Raw genomic sequence first — 20,031 nt, 5'->3', positions numbered from 1 at the left:
CGGTGCGCCGCAGGGCGGCGCACGGTCAATCGATACGCTGGAACTTGAGGTCCCAAACGCCGTGGCCGAGGCGTTCGCCGCGGCGCTCGAACTTGGTCACCGGGCGCTCGTCCGGGCGCGGGACGTAACGACCGTCCTCGGCCAGGTTGCGGTAACCCGGCGCGACGCTCATCACTTCCAGCATGTGCTCGGCGTAGTGCTCCCAGTCGGTGGCCATGTGCAGCACACCGCCGACCTTGAGCTTCTGCCGCACCAGCTCGGCGAAGGCCGGCTGCACGATACGCCGCTTGTGGTGGCGGGACTTGTGCCAGGGATCGGGGAAGAACAGCAGGACGCGCTCCAGGCTGGCGTCGGCTACGCAGTCGCGCAGCACCTCCAGGGCATCGCAGCTGTAGACGCGAATGTTCGACAGGCCCTGGGTCAGGGCGCCGTTCAGTAGCGCGCCGACACCGGGACGATGCACCTCGACGCCGATGAAATCCTGCTCAGGCGCGGCCGCAGCCATTTCCAGGGTAGCGTGCCCCATGCCGAAGCCGATCTCGAAGGTGCGCGGCGCGCTACGGCCGAACAGGGCATCGAAGTCCTGCGCACCGTCAGCCAGCTCCAGGCCGAACTTCGGCCAGCCCTGGTCGAGCCCCCGTTGCTGGCCTTCGGTCATGCGCCCGGCACGCATCACGAAACTCTTGATGGTGCGGTGATGGCGCGTTTCGTCGGCGGCCGGCGAGCCCTGTTCTTCAATCATTGCGAAAACCTGTCAGTGAAACTTGCAGAACCTGTTCACGATCTTGCGAGCTAGCGCTATGCAAGGCAAAAACAGGCGAGGAAGCGGAGTTTACAGCTGTAAATGAGCATTCCGACCGGGCTGGCGCTCCAGCCTGTTTTTAACGCTGCAGGGCCGACGCGCAGCTGATCGTGAGCCGGTTCTCAGCGGATCAGACCATCCAGCGGTGAAGATGCACTGGCGTAAAGCTTGCGGGGCATGCGGCCGGCCAGGTAGGCGAGACGGCCAGCGACGATGGCGTGCTTCATGGCCTCGGCCATCATTACCGGGTTCTGCGCGTGGGCGATGGCGGTGTTCATCAGCACGGCCTCGCAGCCCAGTTCCATGGCGATGGTCGCGTCGGAGGCGGTGCCCACGCCCGCGTCCACCAGCACCGGAACCTTGGCTTCCTCAAGGATGATGCGCAGGTTCCAGGGGTTGCAGATGCCCATGCCCGAGCCGATCAGGCCGGCCAGTGGCATCACGGCGATGCAGCCCATTTCGGCCAGTTGACGAGCGATGATGGGGTCGTCGCTGGTGTAGACCATGACGTCGAAACCGTCCTTGACCAGCTGTTCGGCAGCTTTGAGGGTTTCGACGACGTTGGGGAAGAGGGTCTTCTGGTCAGCCAGCACTTCCAGCTTGACCAGGTTGTGGCCATCCAGTAGCTCACGCGCCAGGCGGCAGGTGCGCACCGCCTCTTCAGCGTCATAGCAGCCTGCGGTGTTCGGCAGGATGGTGTATTTGTCCGGGGAAATCACGTCCAGCAGGTTTGGCTCGCCAGGGTTCTGGCCGATGTTGGTCCGGCGCACAGCCACGGTGACGATTTCGGCACCGGAGGCCTCGATGGCGACGCGAGTCTCTTCGAGGTCCTTGTACTTGCCGGTGCCCACCAGCAGACGCGACTCATAGGTGCGGCCCGCAAGGGTGAAGGGCTTGTCGATCGGCGTGTGGCTCATGCTGGACTCCTGCGGGCAGAGGGGAAATCGCGAAGCGCGGAACGGATACGGCGGCTGCGGGTACTGAACGGGGTTCGGCCCCGCGCGGCTAGCCGCCGCCTATAGCATGCACGACCTCGACGCGGTCGCCTTCGGAGAGGGCGGTGGCGGCGTGCTGGCTACGCGGCACGATGTCGAGGTTGAGTTCGACCGCGAGGCGGCGACCGGTAAGATCCAGGCGGGAAATGAGGTCCGCGACGGTCTGGCCATCGGGCAACTCGAAGGATTCGCCGTTCAACTGAATGCGCATGACGGATCAGTCACAACTGGAAAAGGGGACGGCATTCTAGCCCGATCGCCTCGCGGGACCAAGGCAAAAGGACGCCATTCGTCCCGCAATTTGACGCCACGGTCAAGTTAGCGTGGCAGCGAGCTCCAGGCAGCCATGCCCAGGCACAGCCAGCCGGCGAGGAAGGTCAGGCCGCCGAAGGGGGTGATGATGCCGAGCTCGCCGATGCCGGACAGGGTCAGCAGGTAAAGGCTGCCGGAGAACAGCAGGATGCCGAGGGCGAAGAAGCCGCCCGCCAGGTTCACCAGTCGCCCCGGCGCGTGCAGCGCCAGCAGGGCCACGCCGAACAGGGCAAGGGCGTGGATCAGCTGGTAATGGGTACCGGTCTGGAACACGGCCAGATACTCGGGGGTGAGCTTGCTCTTCAGTCCGTGGGCCGCAAAAGCCCCGAGTGCTACGCCGGTAAAACCGGCAAATGCGGAAAGCAGCAGGAACAGGCGCGCCATGGGGACTCCAGACAGAGGACGGACGGCCGCTATAATGGCGCGCAAATTTCCCCGGGCCAAGCCAGCATGCTCCGTACCATTCGCCGCCGCCTGTTCAAACTGCTGCTCTGGTTCGCGGCGGCGTCCGTGCTGCTGGTGATCCTGTTCCGCTGGGTACCGCCACCGGGCTCGATGGTGATGGTCGAGCGCAAGATCGAGTCCTGGTTCGACGGCAAGCCGATCGACGTCAAGCGTGACTGGGTGCCCTGGGTTGAGCTACCGAACGACCTCAAGATCGCGGTAATCGCCGCCGAAGACCAGAAATTCGCTGAGCACTGGGGTTTCGACATCCCCGCCATCCGCAAGGCCCTGGCTCACAATGAGCGCGGCGGTTCGATCCGCGGCGCCAGCACCCTCAGTCAGCAGGTGGCCAAGAACCTGTTCCTCTGGTCTGGCCGCAACTGGCTGCGCAAGGGGCTGGAGGTCTGGTTCACCGGACTGATCGAGCTGTTCTGGCCGAAGCAACGCATTCTCGAGGTCTACCTGAACAGTGTCGAATGGGGTAACGGTGTGTTCGGCGCCGAAGCCGCGGCTCGCCAGCACTTCGGCGTTTCCGCCGCACGCCTGTCACGCCAGCAGGCGGCCCTGCTGGCAGCGGTACTGCCCAACCCGCGCAAATGGAGCCCTTCGCGGCCAAGCGGTTATGTCGCCACTCGCGCTGGCTGGATTCGTCGGCAGATGAATCAGTTGGGCGGCAGCAGTTACCTGCAGCAACTCTGAAGCCGGTGACTTGCCGTAGTAGGGGCAACGAAAGCCCGAATCATTGTTTCATCGCCGTGCGAGGCACCAGGTGCAGCAACTGCACCTGGCCATCCACCATATGCACGCTCAAGCCTTGCTGGGGATAGACCCAGGCCTCTCCCTCTCCTGTACGCAGGCGCAGCCGGGGCGGGCCGATGCTGGCAGCCAGGCGCGCCGCCGACACTTCGTCCATGGGCACCATGTTCAGCACCGACACGCGGTGGTCGCCCAACTGCTCCATCATCTCCCCACTCAGCGGCTGCTCATCGGTGCTCTTGCCCAGGACGTTCGCCAGGCTGTCATGCTCGCTGTCGCTGAGTTGCAGCTCTGCCTCCAGGCGCCAGGTGCCCTCCTCGCGCGTCTGCTCGGAGCGATAGACCAGGCGCGGACCTTCGGTGCGCGGCTGCAGCCAGAGTTCGCCAGGCGCCTGCTCGGCCAGTTGCCGCAAGGTCAGGCTCTCTTCCGCCAATGGCTCGATGACCACCGCCTGCCAGCCTACCAGCCAGGGCAAGGGCTCGGCGCGGTCCGACTGCCTGCTCATCCACAGCGCCATGGAAAAGAACAGCACAGCGACTGCAGCGAACAGCAACAAATGGCTGGAGCGCAAAGACGGCAGGGGCATGATGGTTTTCTCCAGACAGAAAAAAGCCGCACCGAGGTGCGGCTTTCTTGGGGTTTCAGCGTCACGCCTGAATGAAGCCCTTGAGCTTGTTCATGGCGTTCTTCTCCAACTGGCGAATACGCTCGGCGGAAACATTGTACTTGGCCGCCAGGTCGTGCAGCGTCGCCTTCTCCTCGGCAAGCCAGCGCTGGTAAAGGATGTCGCGGCTGCGCTCATCCAGACCGTCCAGCGCCTCATGCAGGTTGGCGGTGGAGCTGTCGCTCCAGTCCGCTTCTTCCAGTTGGCGCGCCGGGTCGTAGCGATGATCTTCCAGATAGTGGGCCGGAGCCTGGAAGGCGGTATCGTCGTCGGCATCCGCCGCCGGATCGAAGGCCATATCCTGGCCGGTCAGCCGGCTCTCCATCTCACGCACTTCATGAGGTTCGACGCCAAGGGTATTGGCAACCGCATGGACTTCATCGTTGTTCAGCCAGGTCAGACGCTTCTTCTGGCTGCGCAGGTTGAAGAACAGCTTGCGCTGCGCCTTGGTGGTCGCAACCTTGACGATGCGCCAGTTGCGCAGGATGAATTCGTGGATCTCGGCCTTGATCCAGTGCACCGCGAAGGACACCAGGCGCACGCCCATCTCGGGGTTGAAACGCTTGACGGCCTTCATCAGGCCCACGTTGCCTTCCTGGATCAGGTCGGCCTGGGCCAGGCCGTAGCCGGAATAACTCTTGGCGATGTGCACGACGAAGCGCAGGTGCGCCAACACCATTTGCCGTGCCGCTTCCAGATCTTGTTCATAGAAGAGGCGTTCGGCCAGTTCGCGCTCCTGCTCGACGGACAGCAGCGGAATGCCGTTGACCGCATGCACGTAAGCCTCCAGGTTCGCACCGGGGGCCAGGGCATAGACAGGTTGCAGGGAAGTGGTCATGCGAATCCTCCGATTCACTAAAGCTCGCGCAGTGTAGCACTGGCCAATATGACTGCAAGAGGGCGTAAAAGTTTCGTTACACCCAATGCAAGGCCCGCGAATACTGACGCTTCTAGCGTGGCGCCAGCTCGCTCAGGTGGCGGGCGACGGCCAGCCAGGCGCCAATGTACCCCAGCAGGACGGCGCCCAGAAGCAGGGATAGACCATCGGCCAATGGCACGCCGGCCAGGGCGAAGTCGCTACCATAGAGGCCCGCAAGGCGTACGACCGCGTCGTTCAGCCAGTCGAGGCCGAAGGCCAGCACCAGCCAGGCCAGCAGGCCGGCACCAGTGCCGTAGAGCGCGCCCATATAAAGGAAAGGACGGCGCACGTAGCTGTCGGTCCCGCCCACCAGCTTGATCACCTCGATTTCGGTACGGCGGTTCTCGATATGCAGACGAATGGTATTACCGATCACCAGCAGCAGCGCCAGGATCAGCAACACCGCCAGACCAAAGACGAAGCGCTCGCCCAGCTTGAGGATCGCCGATAGGCGCTCGACCCAGACCAGGTCCAACTGCGCCTGCTCGATGCCGGGCAGCTCCGAAAGGCGCTGGCGCAGCGCTTCCAGGCCGGCCTTGTCGACTTCCCTCGGCGTCACCAGAACCACGCCGGGCAGCGGGTTCTGCGGCAGGTCCTTGAGCGCTTCGCCAAGGCCCGACTGCTGCTGCAACTCGGCCAGAGCTTGCTCGCGGCTGATCCACTCGGCTTCGGCGACGTCCGGCATGCCGGCGATTTCGTCGCGCAACTTCTGCCCCTGGGCCTCACTGGCGTCCAGCTTCATGAACAGGGAAATCTGTGCGGCGCGCTGCCAGGAACCACCCAGGCGCTCGACGTTGCTGAGCAGCAGCGACAAGGCCATGGGCAGGCTGAGGGCGATGGCCATCACCAGGCAGGTAAAGAAGCTGCCGATAGGCTGGCGTCCCAGGCGGCGCAAGCTATCCACCAGGCTGGCGCGATGGCTCTCCAGCCAGGCGTGCAGCAGGGTGCGGAAATCCGGGCCTTCGTCACCCTTGTCCGGCGACTCGACGTGGCGGGGCGACGCACCAACCCGCTCGGCGGGCTTGGGTGGCGGCATCTGCTTGGCGCTCATCAGACCGCCTCCCCGTCGCCGATCAGGCGACCGCGTTGCAAGGTGAGCAGGCGATGGCGCATGCGCGCGATCAGCGCCAGGTCGTGGCTGGCGATCAGCACTGTGGTGCCCAAGCGATTGATGTCCTCGAATACGCCCATGATCTCGGCGGCCAGGCGCGGGTCCAGGTTACCCGTGGGTTCGTCCGCCAGCAGCAAGGCCGGGCGGTGGACCACGGCGCGGGCGATGCCCACGCGCTGTTGCTGACCAGTGGACAGGTCGGCCGGGTAGAGTTCGGCCTTGTCCGCCAGGGACACGCGCTCCAGCGCCACGCTCACTCGCTTGGCGATCTCGGCCTTGGAGAGGCCGTGGATCTGCAGTGGCAGGGCGACGTTGTCGAACACGCTGCGATCGAACAGCAGCTGGTGGTTCTGGAAGACCACGCCGATCTGGCGGCGCAAGAAAGGAATCTGCGAATTGGTGATCGTCGAAAGGTCCTGCCCTGCCAACAGCAACTTGCCGGTGGTTGGGCGCTCCATCGCCAGGAGCAGGCGCAGGAGGGTGCTCTTGCCGGCACCGGAGTGACCGGTGACGAAGAGGAACTCGCCGCGCCGGACGCGGAAGCTCAGTTCGTGCAGGCCAACGTGGCCATTGGGGTAGCGTTTACCGACCTGCTCGAATCGAATCATGCGGACTCCCGCTCGGCGAAGAGGGCCTTGACGAAGGCGTCGGCTTCGAAGGTACGCAGGTCGTCGATGCCTTCACCCACGCCAATGTAGCGGATCGGCAGGCTGAACTGCTTGGCCAGGGCGAAGATCACCCCCCCCTTGGCCGTGCCGTCCAGCTTGGTCAACGCCAGGCCGGACAGATTGACCGCCTGGTGGAACTGCTTGGCCTGGTTGATGGCGTTCTGCCCGGTACCGGCGTCCAGCACCAGCAGCACTTCGTGAGGAGCCGACTCGTCCAGCTTGCCGATCACGCGGCGCACCTTCTTCAGCTCTTCCATCAGGTTGTCCTTGGTGTGCAAACGGCCGGCGGTGTCGGCGATCAGCACATCGACACCCCGCGCCTTCGCGGCCTGAACGGCGTCGAAGATCACGGACGCGGAGTCGGCACCGGTGTGCTGGGCGATCACCGCGATGTTGTTGCGCTCACCCCAGATCTGGAGCTGCTCGACAGCGGCAGCGCGGAAGGTGTCGCCGGCGGCCAGCATCACTTTCTTGCCATCCAGCTGCAGCTTCTTGGCCAGTTTGCCGATGGTGGTGGTCTTGCCCACACCGTTCACACCGACCACGAGAATCACATAGGGTGCTTGACTGCCGTCGATCTGCAGCGGCTGCTCGACCGGGCGCAGCAGCGCGGCCAGCTCGTCTTGCAGGGCTTTGTAGAGGGCGTCGGCGTCGGCGAGCTGCTTACGCGCGACCTTCTGGGTCAGGCTCTGGACGATGGCGCTGGTGGCCTCGACACCGACGTCGGCGGTCAGCAGGCGGGTTTCGATTTCATCCAGCAGATCGTCATCGATGACCTTGCGCCCGAGGAACAGGCTGGCCATGCCTTCGCCAAGGCTGGCGCTGGTCTTCGACAGGCCCTGCTTGAGACGAGCGAAGAAACTGCCCTTGGCAGGCCCTGCCGCAGCCGCAACGGCGACGGCGACTGCAGCCGGCTCGGGCTCAGCAGCGGGAACCGGCTGCGCCACGACAGGTGCAGGTGCAGGTGCAGGTGCAGGTGCAGCAGGCTCGACTGCCATGGGCGCTTCGGCAATCACCGGCGCGGGTGCAGGTTCAACCAGCGGCTCGGCAGCGTCGGCCACAACCGGGGCGGCTACGAGAGCAGGGACAGCCTCGGGGGCGGGAGCCAGGCTTGGCTCGGCAACCTTCTCCGCCAGGGGTTCGGCTGCTGGCGCGGACTCGGCCGCGGGGACGGCCGGCGCCTCAGCCTCGACCGGAGCCACCGGCTCGAGGGGAGCGGTCTCCTGAGGCTTCTTGCGCAGCCAGCCGAACAAGGATTTCTTTTCCCCGGCCTGGGCCGGAGCTTTCTTGTCGTCGTTGGAACCAAACATGAGTCGATTGCATCTCAAGGGAGCGGCCGTACTGGCTCTATGCCGGCCAGCTTCGCCGCCCCGGGAAAGGATGGGGTATCCTAGCACCTCTTCGCCCGCAGGCGGTACGACCGCCGGGGCCGTCCGACAGGTCAAGATCATCGATGAAAGCCATTTCCCGACAAGCCGCCGGCTTGCTGTATTGCGCTCTCTGTCTGCCCGCTCTGGCCCTCGCTGCAGACAATCAGCCAACCCATGAATTCACCCTCGACAACGGCCTGAAGGTCGTGGTCCGCGAAGACCACCGCGCCCCCGTGGTGGTGTCCCAGCTCTGGTACAAGGTCGGTTCGAGTTACGAGACATCCGGCCAGACCGGCCTCTCCCACGCCCTCGAACACATGATGTTCAAGGGCAGCCGCAAGCTCGGTCCCGGCGAGGCCTCGCGCATCCTCCGGGAACTCGGCGCCGAGGAAAACGCCTTCACCAGCGATGACTACACCGCCTACTACCAGGTGCTGGCCCGCGACCGCCTGGGCGTCGCCTTCGAACTGGAAGCCGACCGGCTCGCCAGCCTCAAGCTGCCTCCTGAAGAATTCACCCGCGAAATCGAGGTAATCAAGGAAGAACGCCGCCTGCGCACTGACGACAAGCCGACTGCCAAGGCCTTCGAGCGCTTCAAGGCGATGGCCTACCCGGCCAGCGGCTACCACATCCCCACCATCGGCTGGATGGCCGACCTCAACCGCATGAAGGTGGAGGAACTGCGCCACTGGTACGAGTCCTGGTACGCGCCGAACAACGCCACTCTGGTGGTCGTGGGCGACGTCACCCCGGACGAGGTCAAGGGCCTCGCCGAGCGCTATTTCGCCGGTATTCCGAAACGCGCGGTGCCGCCCGCGAAGAAACCCCTGGAGCTCTCCGCCCCCGGCGAGCGCCGCCTGACCCTGCACGTACGCACCCAGCTGCCGAGCCTGATCATGGGCTTCAACGTGCCGGGCCTGGCCACCGCCAAGGACGCCCGCCAGGTTCACGCCCTGCGCCTGATCTCCACCCTGCTCGACGGCGGCTACAGCGCGCGCCTCGCGAGCCGGCTGGAGCGCGGCGAGGAGCTCGTCAGCGGCGCCTCCGCCTGGTACGACGGCTTCCCCCGTGGCGACAGCCTGTTCGTCATCAGCGCCACCCCCAACGTGCAGAAGGGCAAGACCCTGGAGCAGACCGAGGCCGGCATCTGGCGCCAGCTGGAAGACCTGAAGAACACCCCGCCCAGCGCCGAGGAGCTCAAGCGCGTGCGCGCCCAGGCCATCGCCGACCTGGTCTACCAGCGCGACTCCATCACCAGCCAGGCCACCACCATCGGCCAACTGGAAACGGTGGGCCTGTCGTGGAAGCTGATGGACCAGGACCTGGCTGCACTGGAAGCCGTGACCCCTGCCGATATCCAGGCCGCCGCCAAGACCTACTTCACCCGCGACCGCTTGAGCGTCGCCCACGTCCTGCCCGAGGAGGCCCGCAATGAGTGAGCGCAACGGCCTGCGTTATGGCCTGCTCGGCCTGGCCCTGATCGCCCTGCTCGGCGTACTGGGTTTCATCGTCAGTCGTCCAGCCAGCACCGCCATCGCCGAAACCGCCATCCTGGCGCCGACGAGGGGCCTGCAATCCCTGGCGGAGCTCGACAGCAAGGCACCCAGCCGGCGTACCCTGGACATCCAGAACTGGACGACCGCCGAAGGCGCCAAAGTGCTGTTCGTGAGCGCCCCCGAGCTGCCGATGTTCGACCTGCGCCTGACCTTCGCCGCTGGCAGCAGCCAGGATGGTGACATCCCCGGTCTGGCCACCCTGACCAACGCCATGCTCAACGAGGGCGTGGCCGGCAAGGACGTCACCGCCATCGCCGAGGGCTTCGAAGGCCTCGGCGCGGAGTTCGGTAATGGCGCCTATCGCGACATGGCCGTCGCCAGCCTCCGCAGCCTGACCGCCACCGAGCAGCGCCAGCCCGCCCTGGACCTGTTCACCCAGGTCATCGGTGCGCCGACCTTCCCCGAAGATTCCCTCGCGCGGATCAAAAACCAGATGCTCGCCGGCTTCGAGTACCAGAAGCAGAACCCCGGCAAGCTCGCCGGCCTGGAACTCTTCGACAAGCTCTATGGCAAGCACCCTTACGCCCACCCCAGCGAAGGCACCGAGCAGTCCATCCCCGGCATCAGCGCCGCCCAGCTGCGCGCCTTCCATCAGAAGACCTACGCCGCCGGCAACGTGGTGATCGCCCTGGTCGGCGATCTTTCCCGCGCCGATGCCGAAGCCATCGCCAACCAGGTGTCCAGGGCCCTGCCCAAAGGCCCGGCACTGGCCAAGCTGCCCGAACCCGAGATGCCGAAGCCCGGCCTGAATCACATCGAGTTTCCGTCCAAGCAGACTCACCTGATGCTGGCCCAGCTCGGCATCGACCGGAACGACCCGGACTACGCCGCGCTCTACCTGGGCAACCAGATTCTCGGCGGTGGCGGCTTCGGCACCCGGCTGATGGAAGAGGTGCGTGAAAAGCGCGGCCTGACCTACGGCATCAGCTCCGGCTTCACCGCCATGCAGGTGCGCGGTCCGTTCATGATCGGCCTGCAGACCCGCGCCGAGATGAGCCAGGGCACCCTCAAGCTGATCCAGGACATCATCCGCCAGTACCTGGCCGAAGGCCCGACCCAGAAAGAACTGGACGACGCCAAGCGCGAACTCGCCGGCAGCTTCCCGCTGTCCACCGCGAGCAACGCCGATATCGTCGGCCAGCTGGGCGCCATCGGGTTCTACGGCCTGCCGCTGAACTACCTGGAAGACTTCATGCAGAAGGTCCAGGCGCTGGACGTTGCCCAGGTCAAGGCCGCCATGGCCAGGCACCTGAATCCCGACCAGTTCGTCATCGTCACCGCAGGCCCGACCGTCCCCCAGAAGGACCTGCCGCCCCCCACCGACAAACCCGCCGAAATGCCCAGCGGCGTACCGGAGCACTGATGCGCAAGCCAAACCCCAAACCCGCCAAGCCGGGCCACGGCGGCCAGGGCCAGCTCCGCATCATCGGCGGCGAATGGCGCTCGCGGCGCTTTGCCTTCCCCGACGGGCCCGGCCTGCGCCCGACGCCCGACCGGGTGCGCGAAACACTGTTCAACTGGCTGGCACCCTATGTGGAGGGCGCGCGGGTGCTGGACCCCTTCGCCGGAAGCGGTGCGCTCTATCTGGAGGCACTGTCCCGCGGTGCCGCCGAGGCCCTGGCGCTGGATCTGAACCCCGACTCGGTCGCCGCCCTGCGCAGCCATCTGGATGTGCTGCGCTGCGGACGGGGCCAATTGCTGCAGAGCGATGCACTGCGTTATCTGAACGCCCAGTCAGCTGGCACCTTCGACCTGGTGTTCCTCGATCCGCCCTTCAACCAAGGGCTGCTGCAACCTGTCTGCAACCTGCTGGAAACACGCGGCTGGCTAACCCCCCGCGCCTGGGTCTATACCGAAAGCGAGACCCCGCCTTCGACGCTGGGCCTGCCGGGCAACTGGCGCCTGCACCGGGAGAAGAAGACCGGGCAGGTGTACTACGCCCTATGGCAGCGTTCGGTGGGGGAAAGTCCCGCCTCCTGAGCAACGGCCACGCCGATGAACGCGTTCCACACTCCGGTGACCATCCGCACCAGCTTCCAGCCCGCCTGGTGGTTGCCCGGCCCGCACCTGCAGACACTCTGGTCGCCTTTCTGCCGCACGCCGCCGCACCTGGAACGGCAGCGCGAGCGTCTCTGGATGGAGGACGGCGACTTCCTCGACCTGGACTGGCACGGCCCGCATGAGGCCAGCGCGCCACTGGTGCTGGTCCTGCATGGCCTGACCGGCTCCTCCAGTTCGCTCTACGTGCTGGGCCTGCAGAAAGAACTGGCCGGACGCGGCTGGGCCAGCGTGGCCATCAACTGGCGCGGCTGCTCGGGCGAACCCAACCTGCTCCCCCGCGGCTACCACTCGGGCGTCAGCGAAGACCTGGCGACCACCATCCGCCACCTGCGCGCCAGCCGGCCGCTGGCGCCGCTCTATGCGGTGGGTTATTCGCTGGGAGGCAACGTGCTGCTCAAGCACCTGGGAGAGACGGGCGACGACTGCGGGTTGCAAGCGGCGGCCGCCGTCTCGGTGCCCTACCGCCTGGACCAGTGCGCCGACCGCATCGGCATTGGCTTCTCGCGGGTCTATCAGGCGCACTTCATGCGCGAGATGGTCGCCTATGTGAAGGGCAAGCAACGCCACTTTGCCCATCACGGCCACACGGAACACCTTTCGACCCTCTCGCGCCTGGGCTCACTGGAAAACATGCGTACCTTCTGGGACTTCGACGGCCGCATCACCGCACCGCTGCATGGTTTCAATGACGCCCATGACTACTACCGGCGCGCATCCAGCCGCTACTACCTGGGCGGCATCCGCGTGCCCACCCTGCTGATCCAGGCCGCCGACGACCCCTTCGTGTTCCGCCACAGCCTGCCGGATGCCCACGAACTCTCCGCCACCACCCGCATGGAACTCCATGACCGGGGCGGGCACGTGGGCTTCATCGAAGGATCACCACAGAAACCCGCGTATTACCTGGAACGGCGGATTCCGGATTGGCTGGGGAGCTGCCGCTAGTTCGGGACTACCTGCTCCAGCGGCACATACAGCTTCTCGTAGAGCGCCTTGACCGCCGGCTGTACCTCAGGCGCCAGGTAGCCCCCTTCCAGCGCCAGCACCTGGTAAATGCCGCGGCGCAGCAACTCCTGGCTGAGATCGCCAGCATCGCCGCGAGTCGTGCAGAGGAAGCGTACCCAGGAGGTGACGATAATCCAGCTGTTGAGGGTCAGGGCTTCGACCTGGGCGGGGTTCATGCGCAGGATTCCGGCGCTGACGAAACCGCGATAGATCGCCTGGGCGTGGTCCAGGCAACGCTGGGCGAACAGGCGGTAGCGCGCGGCCAGTTCCGAGTCCGACTCCAGCAGGTGTTCCAGGTCGCGGTGCAGGAAGCGGAAGTCCCACATCGCCGCCAGCAGTGACTCCAGATAGAAGGTCTTGTCTTCCACCGTCACGTCGCGCCCTTCCGGCAGGCGCAGGAAGCTGTCGACCCGCGCCTCGTAAAGGCCGAACAGCCCGGCGATGATCTCCTGCTTGTTACGAAAGTGGTAGTAGAGGTTGCCCGGCGACATGCCCAGGTGCGCAGCGATGTGGTTGGTCGTCACATTGCGCTCGCCCTGGGTGTTGAACAGCGCAAGGCTCTCCAGAACGATTCGGTCGCGGGTCTTGGGTCGTTGGGCCATCGGAGCGGTAATTCCTGCAATCGGTGGGGCACGGCAAAGGTACACCGCTCGGACACCAGGAAACACCCGGTGTTACCCGAATCCGGTTGCCCAGCTTTTCGTTGGGCTGCCGCCGGGCGGTCCGGCAGGCAAGCTATTTGACAAATTAGAGCAATTACTCTAGAAATCCAGCGACACAACAACAGAGGTCCGCCGCCCCCGCTCAACGGGTACGGACAACTCTCCCGGAGCTTCCGAGGAATCGCGTCATGGTCGCCGACATTGCCTACCTGCAACAGACCCAGCAGCAGATCAGCCAGCTGGAAACCCTCTTCCAGCGCCAGCGCGAGGCCTTCCGCGCCAACCCCATGCCCAGTGCCGAGCAGCGCATCCAATGGTTGCAGTCCCTGCGCGAGCTGCTGTTCGCCGAGCAGGACGCGTTGATCGCCGCCATCTCCCACGACTTCAGCAACCGTTCGGCGGATGAAACCCTGCTCGCCGAGATCATGCCCAGCCTCCACGGCATCCATTACGCCGCCAAGCGCCTGCGCAAATGGATGAAACCCTCCCGCCGCGGCGTCGGCATGGCCTTCCAGCCAGCTTCGGCCAAGGTGGTCTACCAGCCGCTGGGGGTCGTCGGCGTGATCGTGCCCTGGAACTACCCGCTGTTTCTGGCCGTCGGTCCGCTGGTGGGGGCCTTGGCGGCGGGCAACCGGGTGATGATCAAAATGAGCGAATCCACCCCGGCCACGTCCCAACTCGTCAAGGAACTGCTCGCGCGCATCTTCCCCGAGGACCTGGTAGCCGTCGCCCTGGGCGAGGCTGACGTAGGCGTCGCCTTCTCCCGACTGCCCTTCGATCACCTGCTGTTCACCGGCGCCACCAGTATCGGCAAGCACGTGATGCGCGCCGCCGCCGAGAACCTGACGCCGGTCACCCTGGAACTGGGCGGCAAGTCGCCGGCCATCGTCTCGGCGGACGTCCCCCTGGCCGACGCCGCCGAGCGCATCGCCTTCGGCAAGACACTCAACGCCGGCCAGACCTGCGTGGCACCGGACTACGTGCTGGTGCCGGAAGGCCGTGTCGAAGGCTTCGTCGAGGCCTATCGCCAGGCGGTGAAGACCTTCTACCCGCAGCTCACCGACAACCCGGACTACACCGCCATCATCAACGAGCGCCAGCTGGGCCGCCTGAACAGCTACCTGACCGACGCCCAGGCCAAGGGCGCGCATCTGGTGCCGCTGTTCCCCGAGGCTCAGGACCGCCGCCTGCCGCATACCCTGGTGTTGAATGCCACGGACGACATGAAGCTGATGCAGGAGGAAATCTTCGGCCCCTTGCTGCCGATCATTCCGTACCGCCGTATCGATGACGCCTTTGCCTACATCAACGACCGTCCGCGCCCGTTGGCCCTTTACTACTTCGGCTATGGCAAGGCCGAGCAGCAACGCGTCCTGCACGAAACCCACTCGGGCGGCGTGTGCCTGAACGACACCCTGCTGCACGTGGCCCAGGACGACATGCCCTTCGGCGGCGTCGGCCCCTCCGGCATGGGCCACTATCATGGACATGAAGGTTTCCTGACCTTCAGCAAGGCCAAGGGCGTGTTCATCAAGCAGCGCTTCAATGCCGCGAAGATGATCTACCCGCCCTACGGCAAGGCCATCCAGAAGCTGGTCTACAAACTCTTCGTCCGCTGAGCCGGGCTTTCGCAGGCAGATAACAAGAATGAGCGAAACCACTCTCGACACGCCGGGCCTTTCCCGACGCAACCTGCTCAAGGTCGGCCTGTTCGGCTCGGCCTTCCTTTCTACCGCCGGGGTCACGGCCAGCCTCACCGGCTGCTCGGCTAGTGTGCCGGCCGGTGGTTTCGCCGTGCTGCGCGACTCCGACATGCCCTTCCTCCGCGCCCTGGTGCCGGTAATGCTCGAGGGCGCCGTATCCGGCGAGAAGATGGCCCAAGCCGTGGACGGCACCCTGCAGAGCCTGGATTACGCCCTGCATCGCCTGTCGCCGGAGATGCTCAAGCTGACCCTGCAACTCTTCGACGTGCTCGCCCTGCCGATCACCCGCGGCCCGCTGACGGGCATCTGGGGCCGTTGGGAGAATGCCAGCGCACAATCTGTCCGCGAGTTCCTGGAACGCTGGGAGAACAGTTCCATCGGTCTCTTGAAGATGGGCCATGCCTCGCTACTGCAACTGGTGATGATGGCCTGGTATGGACGCCCGGAATCCTGGGCGCACTGTGGCTATCCCGGCCCGCCTGCCATTTGATTCACACGGCCCTATTCCGTAGGAGCGAGCTCTGCTCGCGATCAGCACCCATTCGCGAGCAGAGCTCGCTCCTACGCGGTGTTTCGCAAGCCAAGACAACGACAAGAACTCGCCCGAGACCCTGACATGCCTGTACCCGATCTGTTTGCCGAGGGCTTGGCCCGTGGCTGGAAAACCCACAACGGCTCGCGCCTGGAAAACGACCTGACCCTGGAAGCGGACATCGCCATCGTTGGCAGCGGCGCAGGCGGCGGTACCACCGCTGAAATCCTCAGCGCCGCCGGCTTCAAGGTTCTGCTGATCGAAGAAGGCCCGCTCAAGACCAGTTCCGACTTCAAGATGCAGGAGGCCGAGGCTTACCCCAGCCTCTACCAGGAAGGCATCGGCCGCATGACCAAGGATGGCGCCGTCACCATCCTCCAGGGCCGCGCCGTAGGCGGTACTACCCTGGTCAACTGGACCTCCAGCTTCCGCACCCCGGACCCGACGCTGGAACACTGGGCCCGCGAGCACGGTGTGAAGGGCATGTCGGCGGCCGAGATGGCACCCTGGTTCGAGAAGATGGAGCAGCGCCTCGGCGTCGTGCCCTGGGCGATTCCGCCAAACCCGAACAATGACGTGATCCGCCTGGGCTGCGAGAAGCTCGGGTTGCACTGGAAGGTGATCCCGCGCAACGTGCGCGGCTGCTGGAACCTCGGTTACTGCGGCATGGGCTGCCCGACCAACGCCAAGCAGTCGATGCTGGTCACCACCATTCCCGCCACCCTGGAAAAAGGTGGCGAGCTGCTTTACCTGGCCCGCGCCGAAAAGCTCCTGATCGAAGGCGACAAGGTCACCGGCATCGAATGCCTCGGCCTGGACGAGCGCTGCGTGGCGCCCAATGGCCGCAAGGTCACCGTCAAGGCGCGCCACTATGTGCTGTCCGGCGGCGGTATCAACACCCCCGGCCTGCTCCTGCGCTCCAACGCGCCGGACCCGCACGATCGCACCGGCAAGCGCACCTTCCTGCATGTGGTGAACTTCTCCGCCGCGCAGTTCGACCGGTTGATCAACCCGTTCTACGGCGCGCCGCAATCCATCTATTCCGATCACTTCCAGTGGGACGACGGCGCCACCGGGCGCATGTCCTACAAACTGGAAGTCCCGCCGCTGCATCCCGCGCTCACCTCCACCCTGCTGGGCCGCTTCGGCGTCGACAACGCCCTGCGCATGGAGCAATTGCCACACACCAACGTGATGCTGGCGCTGATGCGCGACGGCTTCCACCCGGACAGCGCCGAAGGCACGGTAGAGCTGCGCGGCGACGGCAGCCCGGTGCTCGACTACCGCATGACCGATTACACCTGGGACGGCATCCGCCGGGCCTTCCACGTCATGGCCGAAATCCAGTTTGCGGCAGGCGCCCGCGCCGTGCTGCCCATGCACAACGACGCTGACTACGTGAAGACCCTGGACGAAGCCCGCAGCCTGATCGACAGCCTGCCAATGGCGCTCTACCGCGCCCGCCTTGGCAGCGCCCACGTGATGGGCGGCTGTGCCATGGGCGAAGACCCGAAGCAGGCAGTAACCGACAGCCTGGGTCGCCACCATCAGCTCGCCAACCTGTCGATCCACGATGGCTCGCTATTCCCCACCAGTATCGGCGCCAACCCGCAGCTTTCGGTCTATGGCCTCTCGGCCAAGCTGGCCAGCGGCCTGGCCGAGCGGCTGGGCAAGGCGTGACAGCACCGGCCACGCGGCCGCGCACGCTACCCAATCTTGGCCGCCGGGTTTCGCTGCGCTACCATCCGATTCCCTTTCGGTCCCCTGCCAGGACGTCGCGATGAACCGAGTGTTGTATCCGGGCACTTTCGACCCTATCACCAAGGGTCACGGCGATCTGATCGAACGCGCCTCGCGCCTGTTCGATACCGTGATCATCGCCGTAGCCGCGAGCCCGAAGAAAAATCCGCTTTTCACCCTGGAAGAGCGTGTGGAATTGGCCCGCGAAGTCACCAAACACCTGCCGAACGTCGAAGTGGTGGGCTTTTCCACCCTGCTGGCGCATTTCGTCAAGGAGCAGAAGGCCAATGTCTTCCTGCGTGGCCTGCGCGCCGTGTCCGACTTCGAGTACGAATTCCAGCTGGCCAACATGAACCGGCAACTGGCACCGGACGTGGAAAGCATGTTCCTCACCCCGTCGGAAAAGTACTCCTTCATCTCCTCCACCCTGGTGCGCGAAATAGCCGCGCTGGGCGGCGACATCAGTAAGTTCGTCCACCCTGCTGTGGCTGAAGCGCTAGCCGAGCGCTTCAAACGCTGAGTACCTGCGATCTGCTGCGCGTCGGAATAGCGGCGAGATCGTAAATCTGGCCACAGGGGACGGCCCCGCCGCGATCGGCGCGTGCGTCGATCGCGGCAATCCGGCACAATTCCGCTAATTTCTGTACAAGGCCGCCGCTGCCTGGCGACGGCAGGAGTTGTTCCCATGTCCCTCAAGATCACCGACGACTGCATCAACTGCGACGTCTGCGAACCCGAGTGCCCGAACGGCGCGATTTCCCAAGGCGAGGAGATCTACGTGATCGACCCGAACCTGTGCACTGAATGCGTTGGCCACTACGACGAACCCCAGTGCCAGCAGGTCTGCCCCGTCGATTGCATCCCCCTCGACGAAACCCATGTCGAAAGCAAGGATGAGCTGATGCAGAAATACCTGAAGCTCACCGGCAAAGCCTGACCCATGGGCCGCCCGCTACGCGGCTCCTACCGTGGCGCGCTACTCGCGACGCTGCTCCTGCTCGCGGGCATCACCCACGCCGCTGAGCCAGGCCGCGCGGCAGTCGCCACCCCCCATCCGTCAGCCACGGTGGCTGGCCTGGAAACCCTGGCCCAGGGCGGCAACGCCTTCGACGCCGCGGTGGCCATCAGCGCCGCCCTGGCAGTGGCCGAGCCCTATGGCTCTGGCCTGGGCGGCGGCGGTTTCTTCCTGCTTCGCCAAGGCGGCGACAAGCCGGTCTACCGCTTCCTCGACGCCCGCGAGCGTGCGCCCCTGGCGGCCCACCCACAGCTCTACGTGCGTGACGGCAAGGTCGACCCGGCACTGTCCCTGGATGGTGCCCTGGCCGCCGCCATCCCCGGCCTGCCAGCTGCCCTGGCGGATCTCGCCAGCCGCTATGGCCGCCTGCCGCTGGCCGACAGCCTGACCCCGGCCATCCGCCTGGCTCGCGATGGCATCTCGGTGGATCGCATCTACCGTGAACGCGCCTCCTGGCGCTTGTCGTCCATGCGCGACGACCGTGAAACGGCGCGCCTGTTCCTCGACCACAAAGGCGAGATTCCGGAAGAGTTCAGCCTGTTGCGCCAGCCTGAACTGGCCAACACCCTCGAACGCATTGCCCGCTACGGCAAGTCCGGCTTCTACAGCGGTCCCACCGCCGAGAAACTGGTACAGGGCGTGAACACCGCCGGCGGTATCTGGAGTCTGCGCGACCTGGCCGAGTACCGCACCGTCGAGCGCCAGCCCATCCGCTTCCGGCTGGCCGAGGGGCGCGAGCTGATCAGCGCGCCACCGCCTTCGGCAGGCGGCATAGCCCTGGCCCAGAGCCTGGCCATGCTGCAGGAACTGCCCTGGCGCGAGGCCGACCGCGTGCAGCGCACCCATTACGTTGTCGAGGCCCTGCGCCGCGCCTACCGCGACCGCGGCCTGCTGGGCGACCCGGACTTCGTTGCCGTACCGCAGGCCAGGCTGCTCGATGCCGGTTACCTGAAGAACCTCGCCGCCGGCATTGATGCCCGCCGCGCAACGCCCAGCAGCAGCCTGCCGCCATCACCGCCATGGCGCGAGGGCGACCACACCACGCACTTCGCCGTGATCGACAAGCATGGCAACGCAGTGGCCGCCACGCTGTCGATCAACCTGCCGTTCGGCGCCGCCTTCACTGTGCCCGGCACCGGCGTGCTGCTGAACGACGAGATGGACGACTTCGCCGCCAACCCGACCGGCGCCAACGCTTACGGCCTGGCCGCCAGCCAGGCCAACGCGGTGGGGGCGGGCAAGCGCCCGCTGTCCTCCATGAGCCCCACCTTCATCGAGAGCGAGCAGGAGTTCGCGGCTTTCGGTACGCCGGGCGGCAGCCGGATTCCCAGCATGGTGCTGCTCTCGGTACTGGAGTATCTGGATGGCCAGCCGGTGAGCCGCTGGCCCGCAGTCGCGCGCTATCACCACCAGTACCTGCCGGACCAGATCGAGCACGAGCCGGGTGCCTTCAGCAGCAGCGAAAGCGCTGACCTGCGCGCCCGGGGTTACAGCCTCAAGCCCCTGGAACGCAACTACGGCAACCAGCAGGTGCTGTACTGGAACAAGGCCAAGGGCAGCCTAAAAGCCGCCAGCGACCCGCGCGGCCTGGGCCTGTCCGAAGTGCTCGAAGTCGAGAAGGTCAATCGCGAATGAATTCGCTCCCACAATAGGCCAACCTACCGGCCACTCCCACGGTGGTGGATGGAAAAGCGCCATCCACCCTACGCCGCTACA

General features: G+C 65.5%; 21 protein-coding genes. 11 read left to right on the top strand and 10 right to left on the bottom strand.

Translation table 11 applies throughout. The features are described 5' to 3' along the window. Positions 1-25 precede the first annotated feature (25 nt). The 4 genes from trmB to THL1_RS01225 form a co-directional block, all read right to left on the bottom strand. Entirely contained in the window at positions 26-742 is a 717-nt protein-coding gene (trmB, locus tag THL1_RS01240) for a tRNA (guanosine(46)-N7)-methyltransferase TrmB (RefSeq protein WP_069081576.1), read from the bottom strand. Between the two features lie 182 nt (positions 743-924). Continuing rightward, positions 925-1,719: a thiazole synthase gene (locus tag THL1_RS01235; RefSeq protein ID WP_069081575.1), complete on the bottom strand. Its 795-nt coding sequence runs from the start codon at positions 1,717-1,719 to the stop codon at positions 925-927. 88 nt (positions 1,720-1,807) lie between these two features. Continuing rightward, positions 1,808-2,008, bottom strand: coding sequence for a sulfur carrier protein ThiS (gene thiS / locus THL1_RS01230; protein WP_069081574.1), 201 nt, complete (start codon positions 2,006-2,008; stop codon positions 1,808-1,810). Positions 2,009-2,115: 107 nt separating this feature from the next. Beyond that, a complete protein-coding gene (locus tag THL1_RS01225) occupies positions 2,116-2,493 on the bottom strand; it encodes a DUF423 domain-containing protein (RefSeq protein WP_069081573.1) in 378 nt (125 codons plus the stop codon). A 66-nt stretch (positions 2,494-2,559) separates the two neighbouring features. Here THL1_RS01225 and mtgA point away from each other — a divergent pair, with 66 nt between their 5' ends. Then, positions 2,560-3,252 carry a monofunctional biosynthetic peptidoglycan transglycosylase gene (mtgA, locus tag THL1_RS01220; protein ID WP_069081572.1) on the top strand — a complete coding sequence of 231 codons (693 nt, stop codon included), beginning with the start codon at positions 2,560-2,562 and terminating at the stop codon, positions 3,250-3,252. A 40-nt stretch (positions 3,253-3,292) separates the two neighbouring features. On the opposite strand, the gene THL1_RS01215 is transcribed toward mtgA, so the two are convergent. From THL1_RS01215 to ftsY, 5 genes are all read right to left on the bottom strand, one after another. Next, a complete protein-coding gene (locus THL1_RS01215) occupies positions 3,293-3,895 on the bottom strand; it encodes a hypothetical protein (RefSeq protein WP_069081571.1) in 603 nt (200 codons plus the stop codon). A 61-nt stretch (positions 3,896-3,956) separates the two neighbouring features. Then, a complete protein-coding gene (gene rpoH, locus THL1_RS01210; protein ID WP_069081570.1) occupies positions 3,957-4,811 on the bottom strand; it encodes an RNA polymerase sigma factor RpoH in 855 nt (284 codons plus the stop codon). Between the two features lie 112 nt (positions 4,812-4,923). Then, complete coding sequence (gene ftsX / locus THL1_RS01205) at positions 4,924-5,943, bottom strand: permease-like cell division protein FtsX (RefSeq protein ID WP_069081569.1); 1,020 nt, start codon at positions 5,941-5,943, stop codon at positions 4,924-4,926. After that, positions 5,943-6,611, bottom strand: coding sequence for a cell division ATP-binding protein FtsE (ftsE, locus tag THL1_RS01200; protein ID WP_069081568.1), 669 nt, complete (start codon positions 6,609-6,611; stop codon positions 5,943-5,945). The genes ftsX and ftsE overlap by 1 nt, the downstream gene beginning before the upstream one ends. Beyond that, complete coding sequence (ftsY, locus tag THL1_RS01195) at positions 6,608-7,981, bottom strand: signal recognition particle-docking protein FtsY (RefSeq protein ID WP_069081567.1); 1,374 nt, start codon at positions 7,979-7,981, stop codon at positions 6,608-6,610. Before ftsY ends, ftsE begins: the two co-directional genes overlap by 4 nt. 143 nt (positions 7,982-8,124) lie before the next feature. Here ftsY and THL1_RS01190 point away from each other — a divergent pair, with 143 nt between their 5' ends. From THL1_RS01190 to THL1_RS01175, 4 genes are read left to right on the top strand one after another with little or no spacing between them, the layout of a single operon-like run. After that, positions 8,125-9,480, top strand: a complete 1,356-nt coding sequence (locus THL1_RS01190) for a M16 family metallopeptidase (RefSeq protein WP_069081566.1) — start codon at positions 8,125-8,127, stop codon at positions 9,478-9,480. Next, entirely contained in the window at positions 9,473-10,960 is a 1,488-nt protein-coding gene (locus tag THL1_RS01185; RefSeq protein ID WP_069081565.1) for a M16 family metallopeptidase, read from the top strand. Before THL1_RS01190 ends, THL1_RS01185 begins: the two co-directional genes overlap by 8 nt. Continuing rightward, entirely contained in the window at positions 10,960-11,577 is a 618-nt protein-coding gene (rsmD, locus tag THL1_RS01180) for a 16S rRNA (guanine(966)-N(2))-methyltransferase RsmD (RefSeq protein WP_069081564.1), read from the top strand. Before THL1_RS01185 ends, rsmD begins: the two co-directional genes overlap by 1 nt. A 42-nt stretch (positions 11,578-11,619) precedes the next feature. Next, positions 11,620-12,603: a hydrolase gene (locus THL1_RS01175; protein ID WP_069086374.1), complete on the top strand. Its 984-nt coding sequence runs from the start codon at positions 11,620-11,622 to the stop codon at positions 12,601-12,603. Here the strand turns inward: THL1_RS01175 and THL1_RS01170 are convergent. Beyond that, on the bottom strand, positions 12,600-13,265 hold the full coding sequence (locus THL1_RS01170; protein ID WP_069081563.1) for a TetR/AcrR family transcriptional regulator: 666 nt from the start codon (positions 13,263-13,265) through the stop codon (positions 12,600-12,602). The genes THL1_RS01175 and THL1_RS01170 overlap by 4 nt on opposite strands. A gap of 248 nt (positions 13,266-13,513) precedes the next feature. Here THL1_RS01170 and THL1_RS01165 point away from each other — a divergent pair, with 248 nt between their 5' ends. From THL1_RS01165 to ggt, 6 genes are all read left to right on the top strand, one after another. Next, positions 13,514-14,944 (top strand): coniferyl aldehyde dehydrogenase, encoded by a 1,431-nt coding sequence (locus tag THL1_RS01165; RefSeq protein WP_069081562.1) that lies wholly within the window; start codon positions 13,514-13,516, stop codon positions 14,942-14,944. Positions 14,945-14,972: 28 nt separating this feature from the next. Beyond that, the gene (locus THL1_RS01160) at positions 14,973-15,518 is read left to right on the top strand and encodes a twin-arginine translocation pathway signal protein (RefSeq protein ID WP_069081561.1); all 546 of its coding nucleotides are present in this window, start codon (positions 14,973-14,975) and stop codon (positions 15,516-15,518) included. 126 nt (positions 15,519-15,644) lie between these two features. Continuing rightward, a complete protein-coding gene (locus tag THL1_RS01155) occupies positions 15,645-17,240 on the top strand; it encodes a GMC family oxidoreductase (RefSeq protein WP_069081560.1) in 1,596 nt (531 codons plus the stop codon). Between the two features lie 100 nt (positions 17,241-17,340). Continuing rightward, complete coding sequence (coaD, locus tag THL1_RS01150) at positions 17,341-17,820, top strand: pantetheine-phosphate adenylyltransferase (protein ID WP_069081559.1); 480 nt, start codon at positions 17,341-17,343, stop codon at positions 17,818-17,820. A gap of 165 nt (positions 17,821-17,985) precedes the next feature. Beyond that, the gene (locus THL1_RS01145; RefSeq protein ID WP_028629061.1) at positions 17,986-18,237 is read left to right on the top strand and encodes a YfhL family 4Fe-4S dicluster ferredoxin; all 252 of its coding nucleotides are present in this window, start codon (positions 17,986-17,988) and stop codon (positions 18,235-18,237) included. Between the two features lie 3 nt (positions 18,238-18,240). Beyond that, entirely contained in the window at positions 18,241-19,950 is a 1,710-nt protein-coding gene (gene ggt, locus THL1_RS01140) for a gamma-glutamyltransferase (RefSeq protein ID WP_069081558.1), read from the top strand. Positions 19,951-20,031: the final 81 nt, after the last annotated feature.

This window comes from Pseudomonas sp. TCU-HL1, assembly GCF_001708505.1.
Lineage (GTDB): Bacteria > Pseudomonadota > Gammaproteobacteria > Pseudomonadales > Pseudomonadaceae > Metapseudomonas.
Note: the sequence above shows the minus strand (reverse complement) of the source record. Positions and strands in the feature narration are given on the sequence as shown.

Bases quoted from the DNA above. Each gene is read 5' to 3' on its own strand.
- rsmD (WP_069081564.1), top strand. From the start codon at position 10,960: ATGCGCAAGCCAAACCCCAAACCCGCCAAGCCGGGCCACGGCGGCCAG.
- ggt (WP_069081558.1), top strand. From the start codon at position 18,241: ATGGGCCGCCCGCTACGCGGCTCCTACCGTGGCGCGCTACTCGCGACG.
- THL1_RS01190 (WP_069081566.1), top strand. From the start codon at position 8,125: ATGAAAGCCATTTCCCGACAAGCCGCCGGCTTGCTGTATTGCGCTCTC.
- rpoH (WP_069081570.1), bottom strand. From the start codon at position 4,811: ATGACCACTTCCCTGCAACCTGTCTATGCCCTGGCCCCCGGTGCGAAC.
- trmB (WP_069081576.1), bottom strand. From the start codon at position 742: ATGATTGAAGAACAGGGCTCGCCGGCCGCCGACGAAACGCGCCATCAC.
- coaD (WP_069081559.1), top strand. From the start codon at position 17,341: ATGAACCGAGTGTTGTATCCGGGCACTTTCGACCCTATCACCAAGGGT.
- mtgA (WP_069081572.1), top strand. From the start codon at position 2,560: ATGCTCCGTACCATTCGCCGCCGCCTGTTCAAACTGCTGCTCTGGTTC.
- ftsX (WP_069081569.1), bottom strand. From the start codon at position 5,943: ATGAGCGCCAAGCAGATGCCGCCACCCAAGCCCGCCGAGCGGGTTGGT.
- THL1_RS01165 (WP_069081562.1), top strand. From the start codon at position 13,514: ATGGTCGCCGACATTGCCTACCTGCAACAGACCCAGCAGCAGATCAGC.
- THL1_RS01155 (WP_069081560.1), top strand. From the start codon at position 15,645: ATGCCTGTACCCGATCTGTTTGCCGAGGGCTTGGCCCGTGGCTGGAAA.
- THL1_RS01170 (WP_069081563.1), bottom strand. From the start codon at position 13,265: ATGGCCCAACGACCCAAGACCCGCGACCGAATCGTTCTGGAGAGCCTT.
- THL1_RS01160 (WP_069081561.1), top strand. From the start codon at position 14,973: ATGAGCGAAACCACTCTCGACACGCCGGGCCTTTCCCGACGCAACCTG.
- THL1_RS01185 (WP_069081565.1), top strand. From the start codon at position 9,473: ATGAGTGAGCGCAACGGCCTGCGTTATGGCCTGCTCGGCCTGGCCCTG.
- ftsY (WP_069081567.1), bottom strand. From the start codon at position 7,981: ATGTTTGGTTCCAACGACGACAAGAAAGCTCCGGCCCAGGCCGGGGAA.
- THL1_RS01215 (WP_069081571.1), bottom strand. From the start codon at position 3,895: ATGCCCCTGCCGTCTTTGCGCTCCAGCCATTTGTTGCTGTTCGCTGCA.
- THL1_RS01235 (WP_069081575.1), bottom strand. From the start codon at position 1,719: ATGAGCCACACGCCGATCGACAAGCCCTTCACCCTTGCGGGCCGCACC.
- THL1_RS01225 (WP_069081573.1), bottom strand. From the start codon at position 2,493: ATGGCGCGCCTGTTCCTGCTGCTTTCCGCATTTGCCGGTTTTACCGGC.
- ftsE (WP_069081568.1), bottom strand. From the start codon at position 6,611: ATGATTCGATTCGAGCAGGTCGGTAAACGCTACCCCAATGGCCACGTT.
- THL1_RS01145 (WP_028629061.1), top strand. From the start codon at position 17,986: ATGTCCCTCAAGATCACCGACGACTGCATCAACTGCGACGTCTGCGAA.
- thiS (WP_069081574.1), bottom strand. From the start codon at position 2,008: ATGCGCATTCAGTTGAACGGCGAATCCTTCGAGTTGCCCGATGGCCAG.